The 23,382-nt window shown below is 66.8% G+C and carries 19 protein-coding genes; 15 read left to right on the top strand and 4 right to left on the bottom strand.

Features of this window, described 5'->3' with window-relative positions:
* The first annotated feature begins 1 nt into the window (after position 1).
* From AACH00_RS11145 to AACH00_RS11090, 12 genes are all read left to right on the top strand, one after another.
* Positions 2–250, top strand: a complete 249-nt coding sequence (locus AACH00_RS11145) for a DUF4266 domain-containing protein (protein WP_341399210.1) — start codon at positions 2–4, stop codon at positions 248–250.
* Positions 237–1,406, top strand: coding sequence for a DUF3570 domain-containing protein (locus tag AACH00_RS11140; protein WP_341399209.1), 1,170 nt, complete (start codon positions 237–239; stop codon positions 1,404–1,406). The genes AACH00_RS11145 and AACH00_RS11140 overlap by 14 nt, the downstream gene beginning before the upstream one ends.
* Positions 1,406–2,107 (top strand): AraC family transcriptional regulator, encoded by a 702-nt coding sequence (locus AACH00_RS11135; RefSeq protein ID WP_341399208.1) that lies wholly within the window; start codon positions 1,406–1,408, stop codon positions 2,105–2,107. Before AACH00_RS11140 ends, AACH00_RS11135 begins: the two co-directional genes overlap by 1 nt.
* A complete protein-coding gene (locus AACH00_RS11130) occupies positions 2,107–4,224 on the top strand; it encodes a hypothetical protein (RefSeq protein WP_341399207.1) in 2,118 nt (705 codons plus the stop codon). The genes AACH00_RS11135 and AACH00_RS11130 overlap by 1 nt, the downstream gene beginning before the upstream one ends.
* A complete protein-coding gene (locus AACH00_RS11125; protein ID WP_341399206.1) occupies positions 4,208–7,402 on the top strand; it encodes a tetratricopeptide repeat protein in 3,195 nt (1,064 codons plus the stop codon). The genes AACH00_RS11130 and AACH00_RS11125 overlap by 17 nt, the downstream gene beginning before the upstream one ends.
* Positions 7,399–7,779, top strand: coding sequence for a hypothetical protein (locus AACH00_RS11120; protein ID WP_341399205.1), 381 nt, complete (start codon positions 7,399–7,401; stop codon positions 7,777–7,779). Before AACH00_RS11125 ends, AACH00_RS11120 begins: the two co-directional genes overlap by 4 nt.
* A 99-nt stretch (positions 7,780–7,878) precedes the next feature.
* Complete coding sequence (locus AACH00_RS11115) at positions 7,879–8,526, top strand: MotA/TolQ/ExbB proton channel family protein (RefSeq protein ID WP_341399204.1); 648 nt, start codon at positions 7,879–7,881, stop codon at positions 8,524–8,526.
* 2 nt (positions 8,527–8,528) lie between these two features.
* A complete protein-coding gene (locus AACH00_RS11110) occupies positions 8,529–9,020 on the top strand; it encodes an ExbD/TolR family protein (protein WP_341399203.1) in 492 nt (163 codons plus the stop codon).
* 1 nt (position 9,021) lies between these two features.
* Positions 9,022–9,522, top strand: a complete 501-nt coding sequence (locus AACH00_RS11105; RefSeq protein ID WP_341399202.1) for an ExbD/TolR family protein — start codon at positions 9,022–9,024, stop codon at positions 9,520–9,522.
* Positions 9,519–10,667 carry an AgmX/PglI C-terminal domain-containing protein gene (locus AACH00_RS11100; RefSeq protein ID WP_341399201.1) on the top strand — a complete coding sequence of 383 codons (1,149 nt, stop codon included), beginning with the start codon at positions 9,519–9,521 and terminating at the stop codon, positions 10,665–10,667. The genes AACH00_RS11105 and AACH00_RS11100 overlap by 4 nt, the downstream gene beginning before the upstream one ends.
* Positions 10,668–11,091: 424 nt before the next feature.
* Positions 11,092–11,778: a heavy metal response regulator transcription factor gene (locus AACH00_RS11095; protein WP_341399200.1), complete on the top strand. Its 687-nt coding sequence runs from the start codon at positions 11,092–11,094 to the stop codon at positions 11,776–11,778.
* The gene (locus AACH00_RS11090) at positions 11,775–13,136 is read left to right on the top strand and encodes a heavy metal sensor histidine kinase (RefSeq protein WP_341399199.1); all 1,362 of its coding nucleotides are present in this window, start codon (positions 11,775–11,777) and stop codon (positions 13,134–13,136) included. The genes AACH00_RS11095 and AACH00_RS11090 overlap by 4 nt, the downstream gene beginning before the upstream one ends.
* On the opposite strand, the gene AACH00_RS11085 is transcribed toward AACH00_RS11090, so the two are convergent.
* Complete coding sequence (locus tag AACH00_RS11085; protein ID WP_341399458.1) at positions 13,120–14,553, bottom strand: aminotransferase-like domain-containing protein; 1,434 nt, start codon at positions 14,551–14,553, stop codon at positions 13,120–13,122. The two genes, AACH00_RS11090 and AACH00_RS11085, sit on opposite strands and share 17 nt — an antisense overlap.
* 126 nt (positions 14,554–14,679) lie before the next feature.
* On the opposite strand from AACH00_RS11085, the gene gabT reads away from it, so the two are divergent.
* Entirely contained in the window at positions 14,680–15,984 is a 1,305-nt protein-coding gene (gabT, locus tag AACH00_RS11080; protein ID WP_341399198.1) for a 4-aminobutyrate--2-oxoglutarate transaminase, read from the top strand.
* A 40-nt stretch (positions 15,985–16,024) separates the two neighbouring features.
* Positions 16,025–17,503 (top strand): NAD-dependent succinate-semialdehyde dehydrogenase, encoded by a 1,479-nt coding sequence (locus AACH00_RS11075; protein ID WP_341399197.1) that lies wholly within the window; start codon positions 16,025–16,027, stop codon positions 17,501–17,503.
* A 70-nt stretch (positions 17,504–17,573) separates the two neighbouring features.
* Here AACH00_RS11075 and AACH00_RS11070 read toward each other — a convergent pair whose 3' ends face one another.
* Complete coding sequence (locus AACH00_RS11070) at positions 17,574–18,512, bottom strand: GGDEF domain-containing protein (protein WP_341399196.1); 939 nt, start codon at positions 18,510–18,512, stop codon at positions 17,574–17,576.
* A gap of 1,355 nt (positions 18,513–19,867) precedes the next feature.
* Between AACH00_RS11070 and AACH00_RS11065 the strand changes: the two genes are divergently transcribed.
* Complete coding sequence (locus tag AACH00_RS11065; RefSeq protein ID WP_341399195.1) at positions 19,868–20,605, top strand: hypothetical protein; 738 nt, start codon at positions 19,868–19,870, stop codon at positions 20,603–20,605.
* A gap of 1,098 nt (positions 20,606–21,703) precedes the next feature.
* Here AACH00_RS11065 and AACH00_RS11060 read toward each other — a convergent pair.
* The gene (locus AACH00_RS11060) at positions 21,704–21,892 is read right to left on the bottom strand and encodes a hypothetical protein (protein WP_341399194.1); all 189 of its coding nucleotides are present in this window, start codon (positions 21,890–21,892) and stop codon (positions 21,704–21,706) included.
* Positions 21,893–21,894: 2 nt separating this feature from the next.
* Positions 21,895–23,079: a phospholipase D family protein gene (locus AACH00_RS11055; protein ID WP_341399193.1), complete on the bottom strand. Its 1,185-nt coding sequence runs from the start codon at positions 23,077–23,079 to the stop codon at positions 21,895–21,897.
* Positions 23,080–23,382 lie beyond the last annotated feature (303 nt).

Genomic DNA, 23,382 nt, shown 5'->3' with positions numbered 1-23,382 from the left:
CATGCGCGAAACACGTCATCAACCAAGCCGCCTGATCACCTGGCTCAGCCTGGCCAGCATCGCCGCCCTGTGCAGCGGCTGCGCGGTCGAGCCCTGGGTGAAGCCGTACGAGCGCGAGCGCCTGGCCGATCCGATCATGGCCTTCTCGCGCGACCAGCTCGCCGACAAGCACCGCGACCATGTCTACAGCGTGCGTGAAGGCGCGCGTGGCGCCACCGGCGTGCAAGGAGGCGGCTGTGGCTGCAATTGACGACGTGCGCCGCCTGGCGCTGCGAGGCCTGGCGCTGCTGAAGGGCCTGCTTTCGAACGGCGGGCTGTTGAAGGCCCTCGGCCTGGCCAGCGGTGCTGCGCTGATGGCCCCGACAGCCCGTGCAGTGGACCTGCCCGAAGACCGCGCCGAAGCCATGGTGCATGTCTACAACGGCGGCGGCGTGCGCGCCACGGGCCCGGCGCTGCTGGTGCGCAAGAGCCTGGCCGACAAGTTCTCGGTGACCGGCGCGCTGTATGTGGACATGGTCAGCAACGCGTCGATCGACGTGGTGACCACCGCCAGCCCGTACCGAGAAAACCGCACCGAGTGGACGATGGGCGTGGACCACGCGGTGCAGGATGCGCTGCTGCATGTCGGCGTCAGCCGCAGCTCGGAGCCCGACTACACGGCCACCACCGTGTCGGCCGACATTTCGCAGGAAGTGTTCGGCGGCATGAGCACCATCAGCCTGGGCTTTGCGCGCGGGCAAGACGATGTGGGCAAGCACAACGAGGTGGCGTGGAACGACCGTGCCCGCCACTGGCAATACCGCCTCGGCCTGACGCAGATCCTCAGCCCGCGCTGGGTGCTCAGCGTGAACGGCGAAGCGCTGGCCGACGACGGCTACCTCGGCAGCCCCTACCGCGTGGCGCAGGTGTTTGGCAGTGCGGTGCCCGAGCGGGTGCCACGCACGCGCAATGGCCGCGCCATCAAGTTCAGACTGATCGGCGATGTGGGCAGCGACGGCCTGCGCAGCGCCGTGCGCGCCGAATACCGCTACTACCGCGACACCTGGGCCGTGCAGGCCCACACCGTGGAAGCGGGCTACAGCCGCTACTTCGGCGACGCCTGGCTGGCCGACGGCTACGTGCGCTTCAACCGGCAGAGCGACGCGCTGTTCTTCAGCGACAACGCCGACAGCGAAACCCGATACGTCACCCGCAACCGCCAGCTCAGCGCCTTCACCGGCACCTCGCTCGGCGCCAAGCTGACCTGGACACCCGGCGGCCCGACCGCGCAAGCCTGGCAGCTCAAGCTGCACGGCGCGCTCGAGGTGCTGCGCTTCAACTACCAGCATTTCACCGACATCCGGACCGGCCGCCCCTACGGCTTCACCGGCCAAGTGCTGCAACTCTACGCAACGGCGAAATTCTGATGACTGCTCGTGAACACTCCTCCGCCGCCCCCGCCGCTGTTGCAGCTGTTGCAGCTGCCGCCCGGTTGATGCTGAAGCTGCGCCAAGCCGCTCGCCAGTGGCTGCAGGCCGGCCTGCTGACGGGCCTGTGCCTGAGCGCCGGCGTGGCGGCTGCGCAGGTGGCTGCCCAAGCGGCAGCGCCGGCCGCACCCGCGGCTCCGGCACCAGCCGCTTCAACACCCGCCACATCGGCCCCCGCGCCAGCCGCCCTGCCCCCCGGCGCGCTGGACACCCAGGCCCAGGCCCTGAAAGACCAGGTGCTGAAGCTCAACCGCGACCTGCTGGTGCTGGAGGAGGAGCTGCTGTTCCCGGCCAGCACGCAGGTGGCGCTGTTCGTGTCGCTGGACGTGGGCAAGCTGTTCGAGCTGGACTCGGTGCAGGTCAAGCTCGACGACAAGGTGGTGGCCAACTACCTCTACACCCCGCTGGAAGTGGCTGCGCTGCAGCGCGGCGGCGTGCAGCGCCTGTTCGTGGGCAACCTGCGTGCGGGTGAGCATGAGATCACCGCCTTCTTCACCGGCAAGGGCCCGCATGAGCGCGACTACAAGCGCGCCACCACGCTGAAGTTCGAGAAGGGCAGCGAGCCGCGTTACGTGGAACTGCGCATCCGCGACAAGCTCGGCAAGCTGCAGCCAGAGTTCGACGTCAAAGTCTGGCCGTGATGCTGCAACGACCCTTGTCGCCCAGGCCGCAGCGCGGTGCATCGGCCCGCGCACTCGCCTGCGCACTGGCCGCGGCGCTGCATGCGCTGCCCGCCGCCGCACAGGCCGACGACCCCTTGCCGGCCACGGCGCACACCGTCAAGGCCCCGGCCTGGGGCGACGCGCTTTTCCATTTTTACCAAGACCAGCACTTCACCGCGCTCACCAGCCTGATGGTGTCGCAGCACTTCCAGCGCGTGTCACCGCATGACGACGAGGCCGAAGTGCTGCGCGGCGGCATGCTGCTGTCGTGGGGCCTGCATGAGCAGGCCGGCGAGGTGTTCGAGCGGCTGATCGACGGCAACAGCACCCCGGCCGTGCGCAGCCGCGCCTGGTTCTGGCTGGCCAAGGTGCGCTTCAGCCGCGGGCTGGTGGCCGAGGCCGGCGACGCGCTGGCCCGCATCAGCACGCCCCTGCCCCCTGAGCTGGAAGAAGCCCGCACGCTGCTGCAGGCGCAGGTGCTGCTGGCCCTGGACGACCCGCAGGCCGCCGCCACCGTGCTGCAGCCGCTGGCCAGCGCCCCGCCCCGCGCGGCCGAGGCCAAGGTGTTGATGAAAGCCCTCAAGGCCAGCACCGGCGGCACCGCCCGCGAGGTGGTGGCCGAGCTGCCCTGGTGGCAGCGGGTGGGCCAGTGGTTCATCAAGCCTTTTCAGGCCAGCGACCAGCTGGCTGTGGTGGACGCCGATGCCGGCCGCTTCGCGCGGTTCAACCTCGGCGTGGCCCTGATTCGCAGCGGCAGCACGGAGGCCGGCGAGCGCTGGCTCGACGAGCTGGGGCAACAGGCCGCCGCCAACGAAGAACAGCGCAAGCTGCGCGACCAGGCCAATCTGGCGCTGGGCTTTTCCGCCCTGCAGCGCAACGAGCCGGTGCGCGCCCGCGAGTGGCTGGAGCGTGTGCGCCTGAACGGCGCGGTGTCGAACAAGGCGCTGCTGGGCTTCGGCTGGGCGGCCCTGCAGATGCAGCAGCCGCGCCATGCCCTGGTGCCCTGGACCGAACTGGCCGGCCGCAACAGCCAGGACGCCGCGGTACTCGAAGCCCGGCTGGCCCTGCCGCACGCACTGGCTGAATTGGGCGCCGACGGCCAGGCGCTGGTCCGCTACGAGCAGGCCCTCACCGACTTCCAGACCGAGCAAGCCTCGCTCAACCAGGCCCTGGCCACCCTGCGTGGTGGCGCCTGGCTGAACGAGTTGCTGGCCCTGAACCCCGAGACCTCGCTGAGCTGGTTCACCCAGACCGACACGCTGCCTGAGCTGCCCCACGCGGCGCAACTCGCGCCGGTGCTCGCCAGCCACGATTTCCAGGAAGGCTTCAAGACCCTGCGTGACCTGCAATTCCTGCGCGCCAACCTGGCCGACTGGCAGGAGCGCCTCGGCACCTGGCAAGACATGATCGACCACCGCCGCGCGGTGTTTGCCGGCCGTGCGCCGGGCATCCGCAACCAGGGCCTGCAGATCGACCTGACGGCGCCGGCCCAACGCCTGGCGGCCCTGCAGGCCGCGAATGACCAGGCGCGCGCAGATGCCGATGGCCTGGCCTATGCCGACGAGCGGCAGCAGGCGCTGCTCAAGCGGGTGGCCCAGGCGCGCCAGCGTTTGGCTGAGTTGCCAGGTCAACTTGCCAGCGCACCGGCCGCTGTCAAAGATGCACCGGCAGAGTTGCCCGCCCAGGCCGCCGAGCGCCTGCGCCTGGCCGCAGGCGTGTTGCAGTGGGAGCTGGCCCAGGCCTTTCCAGAACGCCTGTGGACCAGCACCCGCGCCCTCGCCCGGGCGGGCACCGAACTGGACGAAGCCACCGCACGCAAGGCGGCGCTGGCCCAGGCCCAGATCGACGAGACGGCCCGCCTGAACGGCTTCGATGGCCGGCTGCAAGGTCTGGCCGAGCGCATCAAGACCCTGCAAGCCCCGATCGCCGCAGCCACCCGCGCCCAGGCGCAGGCGCTGCAGGCGCTGGCCACCGCCAGCCTGATCGACCAACAAGAGCGCCTGGTGCACTACAGCACCCAGGCGCGTTTTGCCATGGCCCAGTTGCACGACCGAGCCCGCCAGCCCCAGGAGGCCCCCCGTGGCGCGCCCCGTTAAACCCCGCATCGCCGCCCCGCACCCGTGGTGGGCCCTGGCCGGCAGCGCCCTGCTGCTCAGCGCCTGCAGCAGCAACAGCCCACGCACCCTGCCCGGCGACAACGAACCCACGCTGCGCGCCCTGCGTGGCCGCAGCGTGCCGGTAGACAGCACCCAACGCCTGGCCAGCGACGAAGACCGCGCCCTGCGCGCCTGGCGCGAACTGCTGGCCGCACAGCCCACCGCACCGCAGCGGGCCCAGGCCCTGCGCCGCCTGGGCGACCTTGAAATGGACCGCAGCGACGCGCGCCTGGCCGGCACCGACAGCGATGTGGCCAACGCCACCACGGCCGCCGGTGCGCCCGACTACAAGGCCGCCATCAAGGGCTACCAGGACTATCTGAAGGCCTACCCTGACGACCCGGACAACGACCGCGTGCTCTACCAGCTGGCCCGCGCCCATGAACAAGGCGGCGACCTGGACACGGCACTGGCGGTGCTCGACCGGCTCGTGGCGCGCTACCCCGACACCGCCGTGCGCGACGAAGCCCAGTTCCGCCGCGGCGAGCTGCTGTTCACGGCGCGCCGCTACCCGGCGGCCGAGCAGGCCTACGCCCGTGTGCTGGCCAGCCCCGATGCCAACCCCTACCGCGACCGCGCGCTATACATGCAAGGCTGGGCGCAGTTCAAGCAGGCGCGCCTGGAGCCGGCCCTGGCCTCCTTCCTGGGCGTGCTCGACGGCAAGCTGGCGCACACCAACAACGCGCTGCCGCTGGACGCCCTGCCGGGCCTGAGCCGCGGTGACCGCGAGCTGGTGGAAGACAGCTTCCGCGTCGTCAGCCTGGCGCTGGAAAACCTGCAGGGCGCGGCCAGCATTCCGCCGCTGATGACCAGCCCGGCGCGCCAGAGTTACGAGGTGCGCCTGCACCAGCAACTGGCTGCGCTGTACCTGAAGCAGGACCGCCCGAAAGATGCGGCCGATACCTGCCTGGCCTTCGTGAAACGGCACCCGCTGGACGCCCAGGCGCCGGCCATGCAATCGCAGGTCATCGAGATCTTCGGCGCCGCCGGGTTCGAGCAGCTCGCGCTGCAGGCCAAGCAGGCCTTCGTTGAGCAGTACGCGGCTCAGGGCGACTTCGCCAAGGCCAACCCGGCCGCCTGGCAGCAGGCACGCCCGCTGGTGCGCACCCACCTGAACGAACTGGCCCGCCACTACCACGCCGCCGCCCAGCGCCAGCACCTGCCCGCCGATGTGGCGATGGCCGTGCGCTGGTACCGCGAGAGCCTGCAGGCCTTTCCTGACGAGGCCGACGCCGCGCAGCGCCAGTTCCTGCTGGCCGAGCTGCTGCTGGACCACCAGCGCCCGGCCGAAGCGGCCGAGGCCTTCGAGCGCAGCGCCTATGGCTATCCGGCGCATGCCCGCAGTGCCGATGCCGGCTACAGCGCGCTGCTGGCCCTGGCCCGGCAGGAACGTGATGCTGGCACCGACGCTCGTCCGGCCCTGCGCCGGCAAGGTGTGAGCAGCGCGCTGCGGTTTGCCGCCGCCTTCCCGGCCGATGCCCGCACGGCACCGGTGCTGGCGAATGCCGCCGACACGCTCTACCAACTCGGCGACAGCGCCCAGGCCCAGACCGTAGCGAAACAGGTGCTGGCCCTGCAACCCGCAGCGCCGGCGGAGCAGCGCCGCGTGGCGCTGAACGTGCTCTCGCACACCGCCTTTGCCGCCGGCGAATTTGCCCAGGCGGAGCAACACACCCGCGCCGTGCTGGGGCTGACGCCCGACAACGCCACCGGCCGCAATGCCGTGTCTGACCGCCTGGCTGCGGCGCTCTACAAGCAGGCCGAGCAGGCGCGTGATGCCGGCCGCCAGCGCGAGGCTGCCGCCCTGTTCGCCAAGGTGGCGCAAGACGCGCCGCAATCACCGGTGCGTGTGGCCGCCCAGTTCGATGCCGCCGCGCAGTGGCTGGCCCTGAAAGACTGGACCGCGGCCACGGCGCTGCTGGAAGACTTCCGCACCCGCTTCCCGGCGGACCCGCTGCAGGCACAGGTGCCGGCGCGTCTGGCTCTGGCCTACACCGAGCAGGGGCGTTGGGCTGCTGCCGCCGCCGAGGTCGAAAAGCTGGCCACCGCCGAGCGCGATGCCGCCAAGGCGCGCGAGTTGTGGTGGCAGGCGGCCGAGCTGCTGGACAAGGCCCAGGCCGCGCCCGGCCAGGCCCCCGCCGCCGTGGTGGCCAGCCGCAAGCAAGCCGCCAGCGCCTGGGAGCGCGTGTTGCGCCTGGGCCCGCAGCGCCTGGCTGTGGCCACCGAGGCCCGCGCCCGCCTGGCGCTCTTCGCCCGGCAAGACGGCGCGAGCGCCCGCGAGCTGGCCTGGCAGCGTGAGCTCTTCGAGACGGAAGCCGCCGGTGGCGAGGCCCGCACCGCCCGCACCCGCCTGCTGGGCGCACAAGCGGCCCTGGCACTGGCAGCGCCGCAGTTCGAGAGCTACCGCAAGGTGGCCCTGGTGGAGCCGCTGCAGAAGTCCCTCAAGACCAAGCGCACCCAGATGGACGCAACGCTCAAGGCCTACGCCGTGGCGGCCGACAGTGGTGTGGCTGAAGTGGTGACCTCTGCCACCTTCCACACGGCGGCGCTCTACCAGGACTTCGGCCGCGCCTTGCTTGATTCACAGCGCCCCAAGAAGCTCAGCAAGCTGGAGCTGGAGCAGTACAACGTGTTGCTGGAAGAGCAGGCCTTCCCGTTCGAGGAAAAGGCCATCGCGCTGCATGAGCTGAACGCCGACCAAAGCACCCGCGGTGTGTATGACGAGTGGGTGCAGCGCAGCTTCACCGCGCTGCGCACGCTGCGCCCGGCACGCTGGGGCAAGGCCGAGCGCACCGATGCCTCCGGCAGTGCGCTGGCCGCCCTGAACGCGCAGGCCATCGCGCAGCGCCAGCAAGGCGAATTTGCACAGGCCCGCGCCACCTGGGAAAAGGCTCTGGCGCAAGACCCGGCGTATGCCACGGCGCTGCTCAACCTCGGCGTGCTGATGGACATGTACCTGGGCGATGCCCCGGCGGCCCAGGCCCGCTTCGAGGCCTACCTGGCGCTGCAGCCTGGCGGCGACCCGCAGGTGGCGAAGTGGCTGACCGATGTGAAGAACCGGCGACCGGCCAAGGGTGCGGGTAGCGCCCCTGCAGTCGCCAATAAGGAGCCCTCATGACCCCCCGCACACCGCTGCGCTGGCTGGGCGGCGCGCTGACCGCCGCATGCCTGGCCCTGGCTGCGCTGGCCTTGCTGGGCCTGGCCCAACCCGCCGCCGCACAAGACCGCGCCGACCTGGCACCGAGCCAGATCATCGGCAACCGCGAGTTGCCCAAGGTGCTCTACATCGTGCCCTGGAAGAAACCGCTGCCCGATGCCCTCAATGGCAAGCCACCGGTGAGCGTGCTCGACGAGGTGCTGAGCCCGCTCGACCGCGACGTCTTCCGCCGCCAGCAGCGGCTGCAAACACAAGCCGGGACACAAGCCCAGGCCCAAGCCCAAACGACATCGCCTGCAACGGCGCCCGCCGCCACCGACGCCGCCAAGCGCCCCTGACCCAACCCTTTTGCACAGCGCGCAGCACGCCCCTGAACCTCTTCCACCGCTGCCCGCTTCCTTCCTTTTCTTCAGATTTTTGCCACCGGAGTTGTCCCGATGAATGCCTTCCAGACTGCCGTCAAGTTTTTCCAGGATTGCGGCCTGTTCATCTACCCGAGCCTGTTGATCATGGCCCTGGGCCTGAGCATCGCGATCGAGCGTTTCATGTTCCTGCAGCGCGCCCGCCGCGAGAACAGCGCCCTGTGGACGCAGGTGCAGCCGATGCTGCAGCAGTCGCAGTGGAAAGAGGTGTACGGCATCGCCAGCAAGAGCGACGCGGCGCTGGCCAAGCTGGTGGCCAACGGCCTGCAGCGCCTGCAGACCTCGCGCAAGCGTGAAGACCTCGACGCGGCGATGGAGGAAGGCATGATGGAAATCGTGCCGCGCCTGGAGAAGCGCACCCACTACCTTGCCACCTTCGCCAACGTCATCACGCTGGTCGGCCTGCTCGGCACCATCATGGGCCTGATCAAGGCCTTCACGGCCGTGGCGCAGGTGAACCCGGCCGAGAAGGCCGAGCTGCTGTCGGCGTCCATCTCGATCGCCATGAACAACACCGCCTTCGCGCTGATGGTGGCCATTCCTTTCCTGCTCATCCATGCCTTCCTGAGCGCACGCACCAGCGAGATCGTCGACGGCCTGGAGGCCGCCAAAATCAGCTTCCTGAACCTGGTGCAACGTCTGGCACCTGAAGCCAAGGTCTGACCATGCGCATCCGACGCCTGCGCAAAGAGCCGGCTGCGCTGGAGGTGACTGCGTTCATCAACCTGATCGTGGTGCTGGTGCCGTTCCTGCTGTCGACGGCCGTGTTCACGCGCCTGTCGGTGCTGGAGCTGGCCCTGCCCGCCCAGAGCGCCGGTGTGGCGCAACTGCAGGTCAACCAGCTGCAACTCGAAGTGGTGATGCGGCCGGACGCGCTCGATGTGGGCGACCGCATCGGTGGCCTGATCCAGCGTATCCCCAACACCGACAAGGGCTACGACACCCGCACGCTGAACGGCCTGATGGTGCAGATCAAGACCAAGTTCCCCGACCAGACTGCCGCCACGGTGCTGGCCCAGCCGGACACGCCGTACGAGCAGCTCGTGCTGGTGATGGACGCCATGCGAGAAGCCCGCACCGCGCGTGACAACGAGGTGGTGAAGGTGGCGCTGTTCCCGACCCTGTCGATCGGCGATGCGCCGGTGAAGGGACGCTGACATGGCCAAACTCACTCCCCTGCAGAAGCGCGCCGTGCGCAAGGCCCGGCATGGCACCGGCCTGGACATGAACCTGGTCTCGCTGATCGACGTGTTCACCATCCTGATCTTCTTCCTGCTGTCGAACAGCAGCGAGGTGGAGATCCTGCCGTCTAGCAAATCGGTGCGCTTGCCTGAATCGACCGCCGAGCAGAGCCCGAAGGACACGCTGGTGGTGGTGGTCAGCGCCGAGGACATCGTGGTTGACGGGCGCACCGTTGCCAAGGTGGCCGACGTGATGGCGGCGCGTGATGACCTCATCGCGCCGCTGAAGGACATGCTCACCGTGCAGCAGCAAACCCGCCAGGTGGTGCGCAGCCAGAACGCCGAAGAAGGCCAGGCCATCACCATCATGGGCGACAAGGACATCCCCTACCAGTTGCTGCGCAAGGTGATGTTCAGTTGCGCGCGCGCCGGTTATGCCGATGTGCGCTTCGCCGTTCGACAGAAGGTGAGCACATGAGCGCCGCACTTGCTGCCGTCAGCTTCCGGCAACCGGTGCTGGCGTGGTCGATCTCGGCCGACGACGAGGCGCGCTTCCGCAAGGTGCTGCTGCGCGTGGCCGTGTTGTGCCTGCTGCTGGTGCTGCTGGTGAACTTCGTGCCCCTGCCGGACCGGCTGACACAGCCCGCCCAGCCCTTGTCGGCACCGATGGCCCAGCTGCTGCTGGAACGTGCGGCCATGCCGCCACCGCCCCCGCAGGTCAAGGCGACTGATGACACCACGTCGGTGAAGAAGGAGCCCGAGCAGGTGGCAGACAAGCCACAGGACAGCCCGGCCCCCAAACCCAAGGACGGCCCGAAGCCGAGCAACCCGGACAAGCGCGCCGCCCCGGTACCCGAGGCCCGCAATCCGGTTGAAGGCAAGGCGGCGGGCGAGATCGGTGAAGCCCGGCGCCGGGCATCTGGTGTGGGTTTGCTGGCGATGAAGGACCAGCTGGCCGAGATGCATGGCGCCCCGGTGGCCGTTCAGCTCAACACCAACATCAAGCCCGGCCCCGGCGTGGGCAGCGGCACCGGCCCGGGTGTGGGCGCGGGCACGGCACCCGGCCTGCCTGACCGCGCGCTGATCACCTCGAACGCGACAGGCGGCAGTGGCGGCATCAACACCGCAGGCTTGAGCCGTGACACGGGTGGTGGCGGCCTGGCCGGCCGATCGACCACGCTGGTGGAAGGCGTGGCTGGCGGCGGCGGCGGTGGCGGCCCCGGTGGCGGCGGTGGCAACGGCAAGGGCGGCACGGGTGCTGGCGGCAATGGCACCGGCGGGAATGGCAACGGTGGCAAGGGCGGGGCCGTGCAGCGCGGCAACAGCGGCAAGGCCGCGCGGTCGCTCGAAGACATCCGGCTGGTGTTCGAGCGCAACAAGGGCGCGATCTACGCCATCTACAACCGCGCGCTGCGGGAAGAGCCCGGCCTGCAAGGCAAGCTGGTGCTGGAGCTCAAGATCGCGCCGAGCGGCCAGGTGCTGGGGTGCCGGCTGGTTTCAAGCGAGCTGAAAGCGCCGGAGCTGGAGCAGAAACTGCTGGCGCGTATCCGCCAGTTCGATTTCGGGGCCAAGGACGTGGACGACATGGTGGTCAGCTGGCCGCTGGACTTCCTGCCGTCCTGACGCGGGCCACACTTGCCGAAGCCTCGGGCTGAAAGCCGAGGTGAAGGCGGGTGTGGTTACGGAGGTGGTGGCGGATGTGGGGGCGGATCTGGGGGCGGTGACCCTGGCCACCGGTGCGGCAGCAGACAGCGCCAGACCGACCCCCGACTGGGCGCGCCACTGTGCGGCCAGTTGCAGTGCACGCTGGCCGGCCTCGAAGCGGCGCTGGGCACGCACCAGCAGGGCGCCGAAGGTGCGGGGCGGGTTGAGCGATGGCGGGGGGAGCTGTGACATGTCGGTTTCCCGTTGCCACGCGCTGATATCCGTGGCCAGTGTGCAGTGTGTGCAGCCCGACCGACGACAGACGCACATCCAGATTACAAATTCGTAATCTGGCGCGGCCGGCCAGGATGCGAACATGCCGGCCTGCCGCACACTGCCACCCATGCGCCTGCTTGTTGTTGAAGATGAACCCAAACTCGCCCAGTACCTGCACAAGGGCCTGAGCGAGCACGGCCATGTGGTCGATCTGGCTCATGACGGCATTGAAGGCCGGCGCCTGGCCACCGGCGGCGAGTACGACCTGGTGCTGCTCGACGTGATGCTGCCGGGCATCGACGGCTACGGCGTGCTGCGCGCCATTCGCGAGCGCAGCCGCGCCCTGCCCGTGCTGATGCTGACCGCCCGCGACGCCGTGGAAGACCGGGTGCGCGGGCTGGAGGAAGGCGCCGACGACTACCTCGTCAAGCCCTTCGCCTTCACCGAACTGCTGGCCCGCGTGGCCGCACTGCTGCGCCGCAGTGGCCAGGGCCAGGAGCAGGCACTCACCCAGCTCAGCCTGGCCGACCTGGAGCTGGACCTGCTGGCGCGCCGCGTCACCCGGGCCGGGCAACGGCTGGAGCTGACCGCCAAGGAATTCAACCTGCTGACGCTGCTGCTGCGCCGACGCGGCCAGATCCTGTCGCGCACCACCCTGGCTGAACGGGTGTGGGGCATGAACTTCGACAGCGACACCAACCTGGTGGAAGTGGCCGTGCGCCGGCTGCGCGCCAAGCTGGACGACCCCTTTCCGGCCAAGCTGCTGCACACCGTGCGCGGCATGGGCTATGTGCTGGAGGAGCGCGCCGAATGAGCACGTACAACTCACCGGGTGGCTGCAACGACCAGCGCACCGGCCCTTCCATCAGCCGGCGGCTGGCCCGCACGCTGGCCCTGTTGATGCTGGGTGGCCTGGGGCTGGCCAGCGCCCTGATCTTTTCAGCCACCGCCATGCGCATGCGCGAGGTGCAGGCCGACACCCTCGAAGACAAGACACGCATGCTCACCGGCCTGGTGGCTGCGGCCTCCAACCATGGCGAAGCCATCCTGCTGGAGAAACTCGACCGTTTCGAGCAGGCCCGCACCGGCACCCGCATCACGCTCTCCCGGGCCGATGGCAGCGTGTTCTTCAGCGATGCCAAGGAGCGTGAATTCCAGTACGCCAAGGGCCAGGATTTCGAGGTGGCCGCCCCTGGCCTGCAGGGAGGCAAGGTGGTCGGGCACATCGACATCGACACCACCTACGACCACCGCCTGCTCAACGGCCTGGCGGTGACGCTGATGCTGGCCACGGCCGGTTGCGCCGCCCTCACCGGCATGGGCATCCGCTGGCTGGTGATGCGCGACCTGCGCCCGCTGGCTGACCTGGCCCGGCAGACGCGGGCGATCTCGCCACACGCGTTGCACCAGCGCCTGCAGCTGGCCCGCCCCGCGCGCGAGCTCCAGCCCTGGATCGAGCAGTTCAACGCCCTGATGGACCGGCTGGAGCGCGCCTACGTGCAGCTCGAAGGCTTCAATGCCGACGTGGCGCATGAGCTGCGTACGCCGCTCGCCACGCTGATCGGCCAGACCGAGGTGGCGCTGTCACGCGACCGCACCGCCGATGAGTTGCGCGACACGCTGCTGAGCAATCTGGAAGAAGTGCAGCGGCTGTCCGCCATCGTCAACGACATGCTGTTCCTCTCGCATGCCGACCGGGGTGCGGTGGCGCGCCGCGGCGACCCGGTCAGCCTGGCCAATCTGGCCCAGGAAGTGACCGACTTCCACGAGGCCGAGCTGGAAGAAAAATGCCTGGCCGTGCGGGTGGAAGGTGATGCCACGCTGCCGGTGGATGCCTCCCTGGTGAAGCGGGCGATGTCGAACCTGCTGAGCAACGCCACCCGCTTTGCCAGCCGGGGCAGCACAGTGCTGATCACGGTGCAGGCGCCCTCGCCCCAGGCGCCTGCCCAGGTGGTGGTGCAGAACATGGGCGCGCCCATTGCGCCCACCGCGCTGCCACGCCTGTTTGACCGCTTCTTCCGCGACGACGCCGCCCGCTCCTGGGACAGCCAGCAGCAGCACCATGGCCTGGGGCTGGCCATCGTGGCGGCCATCGCCCGCATGCATGACGGCCAACCGGTGGCCCACAGCGATGCGGGCGTCACCCGCATCGGTTTCAGCCTGGCGGGTTGAGGGCTGCGGCAGGCGCCGCAGCCGCGCCGGTGTGGTCCGCCAGGAAGCGGTACAGCCGCTCATCACCGCAGAAAGCCACGTTGAAGCGCAGCCAGGGCGACGGCGCCAGATCGGCGGTGAACAGGTGGCCCGGGCCGAGCATGATGTCGTGCTCGGCAGCCTTGTTCGACAGCACCACTGCATCAGGCACCGCCGGGTGGCGGGCCCACAGGAACATGCCGGCCTTGGGCTCGGCGAACAGCTCGAAACCCAGGGCGCTCAGGCGCTGCGCGGTGTGCTGGTGTGCCTCGGCCAGGCGCTCTCGCAGGGCCTTGAGGTGCTTGCGCCAGCGACCTTCGGTGAGCGCGCCGTGGGCCAGCCGCTCGCCGAACTCGGCGCTGGTGAGGCCGGAGATCATCTTCAGCTGGGCCAGGTCTTCCACGATGTCAGGGTGCGCCACCAGGTAGCCCACCCGGATGTTCGGTGAAATGGTTTTGGAATAACTGCCGATGGTGATCACCCGGTGCAGCTGGTCGAGGCTGGCCAGCGACGGGCGCGGATCGGGGTCGAGGTCGACGTAGATGTCGTTCTCCACCACCGTCAGGTCGTGCTGCTCGGCCAGTTGCAGCACCCGGTGCAGGTGGGCCAGCGAGGCCACCGAGCCGCTCGGGCTTTGCAGCCGCGGCTGGGTGAAGAACACCTTCGGCCGATGCTCAAGAATGAGGCGCTCGAGGGCCGGCAGATCCCAGCCCTGCGGGGTGCGCGGCACGCCCACCAGCACGGCGCCCTGGAAGCGCAGGCTGAACAGCAGGTTGGCATAACCCGGGTCGTCCACCAGCACGGCATCGCCCGGGCGCACCAGCCGGCGCACGGCCAGATCAAGCGCCTGGCTGGAGCCCTGGGTCAGCAGCACCTGGCCGGGGTGCACCTGCACCTCCTGCTCGGCAAAGGCCTGGCAGATCAGCTCACGCAGCGGCGGGAAGCCTTTCGGGTCGCCATAACCGCCGAGGTCGGCATCGTCAGCGGCCAATGCCCGCAGGCCGCGGCGCAGGCCGTCTTCAAACAGCCAGTCGCCCGGCAGCCAGCCGCAACCGGCCTTGATCGACAGATGCCGGTGCTCGAAGATCTTGCGCAGGTACCACATGGCATCGAAGCCCTGCGGCGCGCCCACGGCGGCCATGGCGCCGGGCAGATCAGCCACCGCACGGCGCCGCACGAAGAAGCCCGAATGCGGCCGCGACACCAGGCAGCCCTGGGCCACCAGCCGGTCATACGCCTCGACCACGGTGAACACGCTGACCTGGTGGCCATGGGCGAATTGCCGGATCGAGGGCAGCTTGGTGCCGGGGCGCAGCAAGCCCTCGTCGATCTGGGCCTTCAGGCCGTCGACGATCTGGGTCACCAGCGGGGTGTTGGACGTGGGTTGGAGCGTGAGCATGCGGGCGGTGTACAGGGTGCGCGACCAGTACAGTGCACTGCACAGCACGCGCTGTGTACATGGTAGCCGCCCCGGCACTGGCGTCAGAATGGGGTCATCCATCGTGAAACCTCCGGAAGGTCTGCCATGCCACTCGACAACCAAAGCACCACCCGCACCAACGCCGCCCTGATGGCACGCCGCCGCGCTGCCCTGCCCAGCGGCCTGGGCCAGACCTACGAAGTGTTTGCCGAGCGCGCCGAGAACGCCGAGGTGTGGGATGTGGAAGGCAAGCGCTACATCGACTTCGCCGGCGGCATTGCGGTGCTGAACACCGGCCACCGCCATCCGAAGATCGTCGAAGCCGTGAAGGCCCAGCTCGACAAGGTCCACCACACCTGCTTCCAGGTGCTGGCCTATGAGCCCTATGTGGAACTGGCCGAGAAGCTGATCGAGCGCACGCCGGGTGATTTCGCCAAGAAGGCGTTTTTCCTGTCGACCGGCGCCGAGGCCGTCGAGAACGCCATCAAGGTGGCCCGCGCCGCCACCAAGCGCCAAGCCGTGATCGCCTTCGGCGGCGGCTTCCATGGCCGCACCCTGCTGGGCATGGCACTCACCGGCAAGGTGGCACCGTACAAGGCCGGTTTCGGCCCGTTCCCGGCCGAGATCTACCACGCCGAATTCCCGAACCCGCTGCACGGCATCACCGAAGCGGACGCGATGCGCTCGATCGAGCACATCTTCAAGTACGACGTGGAAGCCGAGCGCGTCGCGGCCATCATCCTGGAGCCCGTGCAGGGCGAAGGCGGCTTCTACGTGGCCAGCCCGGCGTTTGCCCAGGCCCTGCGCGCGCTGTGCGACAAGCACGGCATCGTGCTGATTGCCGACGAAGTGCAGACCGGCGCCGGCCGCACCGGCACCTGGCTGGCCTGCGAGCAATGGGGCGTGGCACCGGACATGGTGACCATGGCCAAGTCGATGGCCGGTGGTTTCCCGATCGCTGCCGTGATCGGCCGCGCCGACCTGATGGACAAGCCGCTGCCCGGTGGCTTGGGCGGCACCTACGCCGGCAACCCGCTGGCCTGCGCAGCGGCGCTGGCAGTGCTGGAAGTGTTCGACGAGGAAAAGCTGCTCGACCGCTCGAAGGCCGTGGGTGAGCGCCTGACCAACGGCCTGAAAGCCCTGGCCAGCCGCCACCACAGCATCCAGGACGTGCGCGGCCTGGGGGCGATGGTGGCCATCGAGCTGTTCAAGAACGGCGACCACGAGCAGCCCGACGCCGACCTGACCAAGCGCATCTGCATGGAAGCCATCCAGCGCGGGCTGGTGCTGCTGTCGTGCGGTGTGTATGCCAACGTGATCCGCGTGCTGGTGCCCCTGACCGCCACCGACGCGCAACTCGATGAAGGCCTGAAGATCATGGGTGAAGCCATGGTCGCCGCCGGCGCCTGAAGCGCGCCCAAGGTAGAGTTGCCTGATTCAAGGAGATTGCATGGACCTGTCCACCTCACCCCTGGCCACGCTGAATGACCCCAGCCTGCTCAAGACCGACGCGCTGATCAACGGCGAGTGGGTCAGCCACAGCAGCCGCTTCGACGTCACCGACCCGGCCACCGGCCTGAAGCTGGCCGATGTGGCCAACCACGGCGCCGAGTCGGCCCACCACGCCATCGTGGCGGCCAACAAGGCCTGGCCGGCCTGGCGCGCCAAGACCGCGAAGGAGCGTGGCGCCATCCTGATGAAGTGGTTCCAGCTGCTGCATGCGAATGCAGACGACCTGGCCCGCATCATGACCGCCGAGCAAGGCAAGCCGCTGTCGGAAGCACGTGGCGAAGTGGGCTACGGCGCCAGCTTCCTGGAGTGGTTCGCCGAAGAAGCCAAGCGCATCTACGGTGAAACCATCCCGACCACCGACAACAACAAGCGTTACGTCGTCATCAAGCAGCCGATCGGTGTGTGCGCGGCCATCACGCCGTGGAACTTCCCGATCGCCATGATCACCCGCAAGGTGGCCCCGGCGCTGGCTGCCGGCTGCCCGGTGGTGATCAAGCCGGCTGAGCAGACGCCGCTGTCGGCACTCGCCGTGGCCGAGCTGGCACAACGCGCCGGCATGCCCGCCGGCGTGCTGAACGTGCTGACCGCCGACAGCGACAACTCGATCGACATCGGCAAGGTGCTGTGCACCAGCGACATCGTGCGCCACCTGTCGTTCACCGGCAGCACCGAAGTCGGCCGCATCCTCAGCGCCCAGTGCGCCCCGACCATCAAGAAGCTGGCCCTGGAGCTGGGCGGCAATGCGCCGTTCATCGTCTTCGACGACGCTGATCTGGATTCAGCCGTGGAAGGCGCGATGGTCAGCAAGTACCGCAATGCCGGTCAGACCTGCGTGTGTGCCAACCGCTTCTACGTGCAGGCCGGCGTGTACGACCGCTTCGTGGAAAAGCTCGCCGAGAAGGCGCGTGGCATCAAGGTGGGCAACGGCTTCGAGGCGGGCGTGAACCAGGGCCCGATGATCGACGACGCCGCGATTGCCAAGGTGGAATCGCACGTGGCTGACGCGCTGGCCAAGGGCGCCACGCTGGTGGCCGGTGGCGAGCGTCAGGGTGACCGCTTCTTCACGCCCACGGTGCTGGCCAACGTGACGCCGGACATGCTGTGCTCGAAGGAAGAAACCTTCGGCCCGGTGGCGCCGATCCTGCGTTTCGAAACCGAAGCCGAAGCCGTCGAACTGGCGAATGCCACCGAGTTTGGCCTGGCGAGCTACTTCTACAGCCGCGACATCGGCCGGATCTTCCGGGTGGGTGAAGCGCTGGAGTACGGCATGGTGGGCATCAACACCGGTTTGATCTCTACCGCCGAAGTGCCGTTTGGCGGCGTGAAGCAGTCGGGCCTGGGGCGTGAAGGCGCGCACCAGGGCATGGACGACTACGTCGAGATCAAGTACCTGTGCCTGGGCGACATCCTGAAGTGATTCGGGGCGCGCTCCGCCAAGCAAAAGGCCCGCTTCATGCGGGCCTTTTTTATTGCTGGTGCCAGATTGATCAGCGTCCGCCGGGCTCGGTGGCCGAAGAGTCGTCATTCGCAGCCGCCGCCGCACCCAGGCGGTGGCCCACACCGCCGCCCTCGGTGCCCGCGGCCTGGGCCACGGCCCGGTCCAGCAGCGCCTTGGCTTCCTTGCCGTGCACCGGGTAGCGGCCCACGCCCGCATGGGCGCGCACCGGCAGCGGCTGCCCGGCCACGCTGAAGGGCTGCTGCACGGCCTTGGTGAGCTTGACGGCCACATGCTCGGCGTCATCGCTGGCGTCGATCCAGGCCAGCAGCACGCCGAACATGTCGGGCCCGAGCGAGGCCACCACGTCACTGGCCCGCAGCGACGAGCGAAGGCGCACGGCCGCCTTGCGGCGCAGCACATTGGCGGCTTCCGCCCCGAGTGAGGCCTCGACGGCGCGGAAGCCGTCCAGGTGCAGCACGATCAGGGCCATCGCTGCCGGCTCACGCTCACGCAGCGCCAGCAGGTGGTTCATGTGTTCCAGCAACTGCTGATGGTTGGGCAGGCCGGTGGTCAGGTCGATGCTGTAGGCGCGGCGCGCGTTGTCGTCCTGCTTCTTGCGCTCGATCACCAGGCGCAGCGCGCGGCCAAGCATGTCGCCACCCACATCGGCCGCCACATCGCGGGCCGACAAGACCTCGCGGGCGCCCAGGTGCAGCAAGCGCAGGCAGGTGGGCAGGCTGGGCTCAGGCGCAGCCACCACCAGCGCCGATTCAAGCACCGCCCGCGGCAAGGCCGACCAGTGTGCGAGCTTCTCCAGCCCGCCCGCCAGCTTCAGGTCCACCAGGATCACGTCGAAGCGCTGGCTGTGCATCTGCGTGGCCAGCTCTTCCAGCGAAGACGCGCCGTGCACCACGTAGGGGCCAAATGCGGACGTGACCAGATCGGGCACCCGCGGTGAAAGACAAAGGACCTGGAACGGGCTGGTCATGGGGCAGGAAAACTCTTGAATATCACTTCAGGCCATCATGCACGAAGCACGCCCGCTCGCCTCTGCCTGAAAACACCAAGCCAGTGGGCGGCGTGGCGGTCGCTCAAAGCCGTGCAGCAATGAAAAAAGGCCCGGAAGGGCCTTTCGACGAGCTCCGCGGCGGAGCGTTTGCGGTGTTGTGGAGCGGGCGAAGGGAATCGAACCCACATCTCCGGCCGGAGGGGCACTGCGGTTAACTGACCCCTTTTGTACCACGCATTTGTAGCCGGCACTGAGGAGCCCGCCCGCAAACCACCGGCGCGAGGGCCGCGATCCGCGCCTACGCGATCACAGCGACTTCGCTGGGTACAAACCACCTCCCTCTGGATACGGCCCCTAAGCAGGTGTCGCGCCTACTCCGCATGCCGAATGTTCTGCGGTGGGCTCGTTGAAGCGTCCCCGCCGCGCCAGATCCACTGCCTTGGGGATGTGCAAACGGCATGTCATCACATGCACGTCTCAGACCGAACTTCAGCGCAGCAAGCGATTGGACTTGTGCTTGTCGAACATGAGGATCCTTAACGCTCTCTCGCTGCGAATTGAGACAAAGGAGGTCAGTAACACCGACCTCCGTACTTGAGCACGATGCTCGCGACCAGGACCGGAGCAGGCCGAACAGGAAACCGCCGTCGGCAGCGGCGGCCGCCCTCTCAGTACGCCGAATAGCGGCTGACGCTACTCAACATGGAATGTGTCGGCCTCAAGCAGTCCAAAGCAGGTCGCAAATCCGCAGCGGGGCCACTGAGAGGCCCAGCACCCTCATCTAGCCCACAAAAAGGCAGGAAGTAGGCCCCTACGCGCTGGCTCGTAGGCACGCACCTACGCCGTCTAAACGATTTCTCGTCAGCGCTGGCGTCGGCTGACTATCATGTGTTGTGAGACTGGGAGCCCTGTCGTTCAGTCACCCGTGACGGTCCCCAGCCGAGAAGACACAAAACGATCAACATGACCCACCACACAATGACCGCACTCGAGAGCGTGTCCGGCCACTTTTCTGCTGCCACGTGTCTGCCAGAGACGCACACCCGGCGTACAGCCATGGCGAACACTGTGCAGCAGTCGTATCAGTCGCGGTGCCTTGATGTCGAGCCCTTACCAACACGTAAAGGCAACACATGCACATCACAACTGAACAACCATCCGACGCTGACGTCGATGCCATCCTCGCAGAGATGGGGCTCGGCGACGGGCCCCCGGCACCTGCAACACCCACGAGCGCAACACCGCGCCGATCTGTGGCCCTCAGGCCAGGGCCGTCGCACCCGGGTCGCAAAGCGGCTCACACCGTGGATCCGGCAACCTACGCATGGCCGTACTTGGACGGTATCGACGACGAGGACATCGATGAAGTCGACGCCGTTGGCAAGCTGACAATCGTCGCCAAAGCACTGCACGGATCGCTTACCGGCTACAGCAAATACCGCGAGGACTGGCTCAGCGGGCAAGTGACGCTTAACCTGCAGGGCAAAGTCGCTCCCTTGTACCGCAGGCCGGCACTCAGACCCGCGAAGATTCCAGTCACGCGGGAGGAGGCTCTGTACTCTTTGGACAGACAAGTTATCGACCTCCACTGGCTCCACTGCACCGGCTTCCGTTTCCCAATCGGCCAAACTCAGTTCGCAACGCTGCTCACCGACGAAAACTTCGACTGGGACCTGGCTTGCGACTTTGCTCTCTCGCTGGTCAAAACCGAGATCAAGGTCACCCAGTGGCTTTCGCTCGACGAGCTCTCCGCCTGGGAGCTGGCATCGCTCCAAGCGACGGCTACACGTAAACGACTCTTCGATTTGCGAAAGCAGGAGCCGGTTATCCGTCAAAGGCTTACGACCGTGCACAGAGGTCGCCCAAACGCCGCTGATCTGATCCAACTCGACGTGACCCACTGGTGGGTGAAGTCAACTATCGGTGTCCATTCGGCCACCGCCCGCGCCAAGGCATTTGCGCTGTGCCTCGGCCTGGACAGCCCGCCGACCGCCGCAGTTTTTGCTAGGCAAGCAACTGCAGCGGAAAAGCGCCTCGCGACCGGAAAGTCAACCGTTCGCGCTGCCGCATGACGACTTAGGTGCCGGTGTCGCTGCTGTGTCAGCAAGGGCTGTCGACTGGATTTTTTCTTTCCCGATCAAACAGTTAGCGACTCGGGCCTGGGCCGTTTTCCCGACATAGATCATAGACCACAGACGGTAGAGCATAGAACGAAGATAACCATGGGCCGCTGCGCGGCCTAGGACGCTTCGCGTCCTTACGTGATTTGGTGGATTAGGGGCCGCTTTCTTAGAGTCAACAGGAGGAGATCCCGGAAGAAGTGGGCTGCAGCTAACAACAAAAAAGGTCTGTGCCCGGCCGCTTCGCGCCGGGCAGAGCCCGGAAGCGACTTGAAGGGGACAAGGCCGACTTGTCTTTAAGAGGGGTCTTGCCCTGAGAGCAGCTGGTCTCTATGACTATGGGGCCCGGCGGAGCCGGGCGTGCCGCATCAAATGGACTCCAGGTCCAGGGATACGCTTACAAGCCCGAACTAGATGTTCATGTCGGGCGAAGTCATTGAAGACACATCCGCACGATCTGCCCAAAGCCGGCGAGAGTTCAGCCAGCCCGCAACACCCCTTTCTGAACCCATAGAACGCTCCCAGCGCGATTTTTTGCTTGCACCCACCGGGCACCCACTACCCGACGAATTACCTCGCCTTCGCGCCGGCTTTCGAGATCTGGCCAACATGGGCAGCAGGTTCGACAACTGCACTGCATAGGAAAGCGGAGGAGGGACCATATTCACGGCATCACCTGCCCTTCGCCAGCCGCCGGATCCATAGTTCCACTGGATCTGCTCCCCGGCGGACCCAGGTCCTGCCGAAGGCAACACGAGGCGGCAACATCGCCACGGCAGGCGGAGACAGCGCTTCAAGGGGGGGGCGTCAGGGAGCGACGAATTTGTAAGGCTCCAGCAGCTTCAGGTGCTCTGCGGAAAGACTCCCCCAGCTGTACGCACCCTTGGCCCACGAGGCTGTGTGCACGAAGCGACCGGCAGCAGTGCCCCAATTGACCATCCTGGTCATCACTAAGTCGTGCGGGTAGAGATATACATCATCCCCATGTCTGAAGGCGATGTGGAGATCTTTGCCCTCGTACTTCCGATCCAGAGTGAATCGCGACTTTTGCTACACCTTCAGGAACGTCTTGCCGTCAACGTGACTGGCCAGGAAGTCCGCTCCCAGCCAGTCATCGTTAAGAGGTATGCAGTTGAAACCAAAGTCGGCCAGTCGGGCAGCGATCCTGTGGAAGTTGTAGGTCTCCTTTTGCGGCGAGTTCAACGCCGCATATGAGATGTGCTTGTAGGCTAGGTTCATCGTCAACCTTCTTCGTAGAAGATCGCATCCAGCATTGCCGCTCTTGCCCTCCAAACAGCTTTCTCGGTGGCGTTCGTGGGCTCCGGCGACTGCCACCACGGCGACTCCATCAGGCGAAGCACAACCTCGCCCCAATAACGTTCATACCCGAGCCCCGCCTTGACCATACCGACATCCTTCGCCAGCATATCCAAGTTCTTGGAGTCAACGCATAGAAAGACATCCGGACGCTTCATGGCTAGCAGCCTCGTGGCCGTTCCAAGCCCATCACGCCCCTTGGGATAGGCCTTCTTGTACTCAGCGATGTAGCGGTCGTAATGTTCCTTCCGCACCTCCCCAACACTGGGTATCTCATCAAGAGCCAACGAAAACGCTTCGTGCCCCTTGTTGATGAGGCCATAGAAGACACCGGCTCCCGTCATGCTCCCGAACCATTTCGGGTTCGGGATGGTCTCACTGTCTAGCCCCGCGATACCTCGTCGGGCATCAAAGGGGATGTCATTGAAGTGCTCGTACTTGTCAAACTGTTCTCGTACGGCCTTGAGCATGGCAAGCCGTTCCTTGAATCCGTGTGTCGTATCTTTTTTCACCTCCTCGAGATAGGAGGCCCAGTCCAGCGGCATCACACGAGATTGCACTGCCGGCTTGTTGGACTTCTTGTCACCGAAGATGTCGGCAACCTTCGTTAGGTCGCGAGATTTGAGTTTCCACAGGCTACGGTAGTTGTTGGCCTCGGATTGACTGATGGTGGCTGCGTCCTCCGAGTAGCCCTTAATCACCGCAAGAAATTCCTGCTTGAGTTCGGGCTGTACATCGTCACTGCTTATGAGCACCGACAGTTCAGAATTTTTGGTCAGAGCACCGACCGTCAGGTTCGGACTGCCGATCACAACCTCCCAGGCCTTAGCGCTCCAGAAGACGTACACCTTCGGATGAAAGACACCATCTGGTTGAAGTATGAATTGAACCTTCGATGAGCCAACGAACTGATCAAGGACATCCGGATGGGTCTGGTAAAAGTGGGTGCCGATGACCGCACGGACAATCTTGCCTTCGTTCTGGACCAAGACCTTGAAGACATCGGTCGCGGCAGATGCCCACGCCGTAGCAATGGCAATCTTGGGGTACTGCTTGATGAGTCGTTTGAGCTGTTTGCTAAGCTCGGCATTGGTGCTAATGATTTTCACGACTCTCCCTTGGTGATTTGTGCAAGCAAGGTTACCCGCCAGACAACTTTAGAGCTAGTTATTCTTATGGAGCAGCCAACTCGGCGCGCGAAGGGTCTCAGAACGACCACAGTGGAACTTGCTTCGTCGGCGAAACGCGCACCATTGCAAAGCGCCACCAGCTCAAAGACTACACGACGCAAGTTGAAGCGCCCCGGGTTTTCAGGAGGCTCCAACTCTTGAGAAGATGGAGCCATGAACAAGTCGAACAAGTTCTCACCTGAGGTCCGCGAGCGCGCTGTGCGCTTGGTGCAGGAGCATCGC

Source organism: Ideonella margarita (assembly GCF_038066635.1).
GTDB lineage: Bacteria > Pseudomonadota > Gammaproteobacteria > Burkholderiales > Burkholderiaceae_C > Ideonella > Ideonella margarita.
This window is presented reverse-complemented; position numbering and strand designations above follow the sequence as displayed.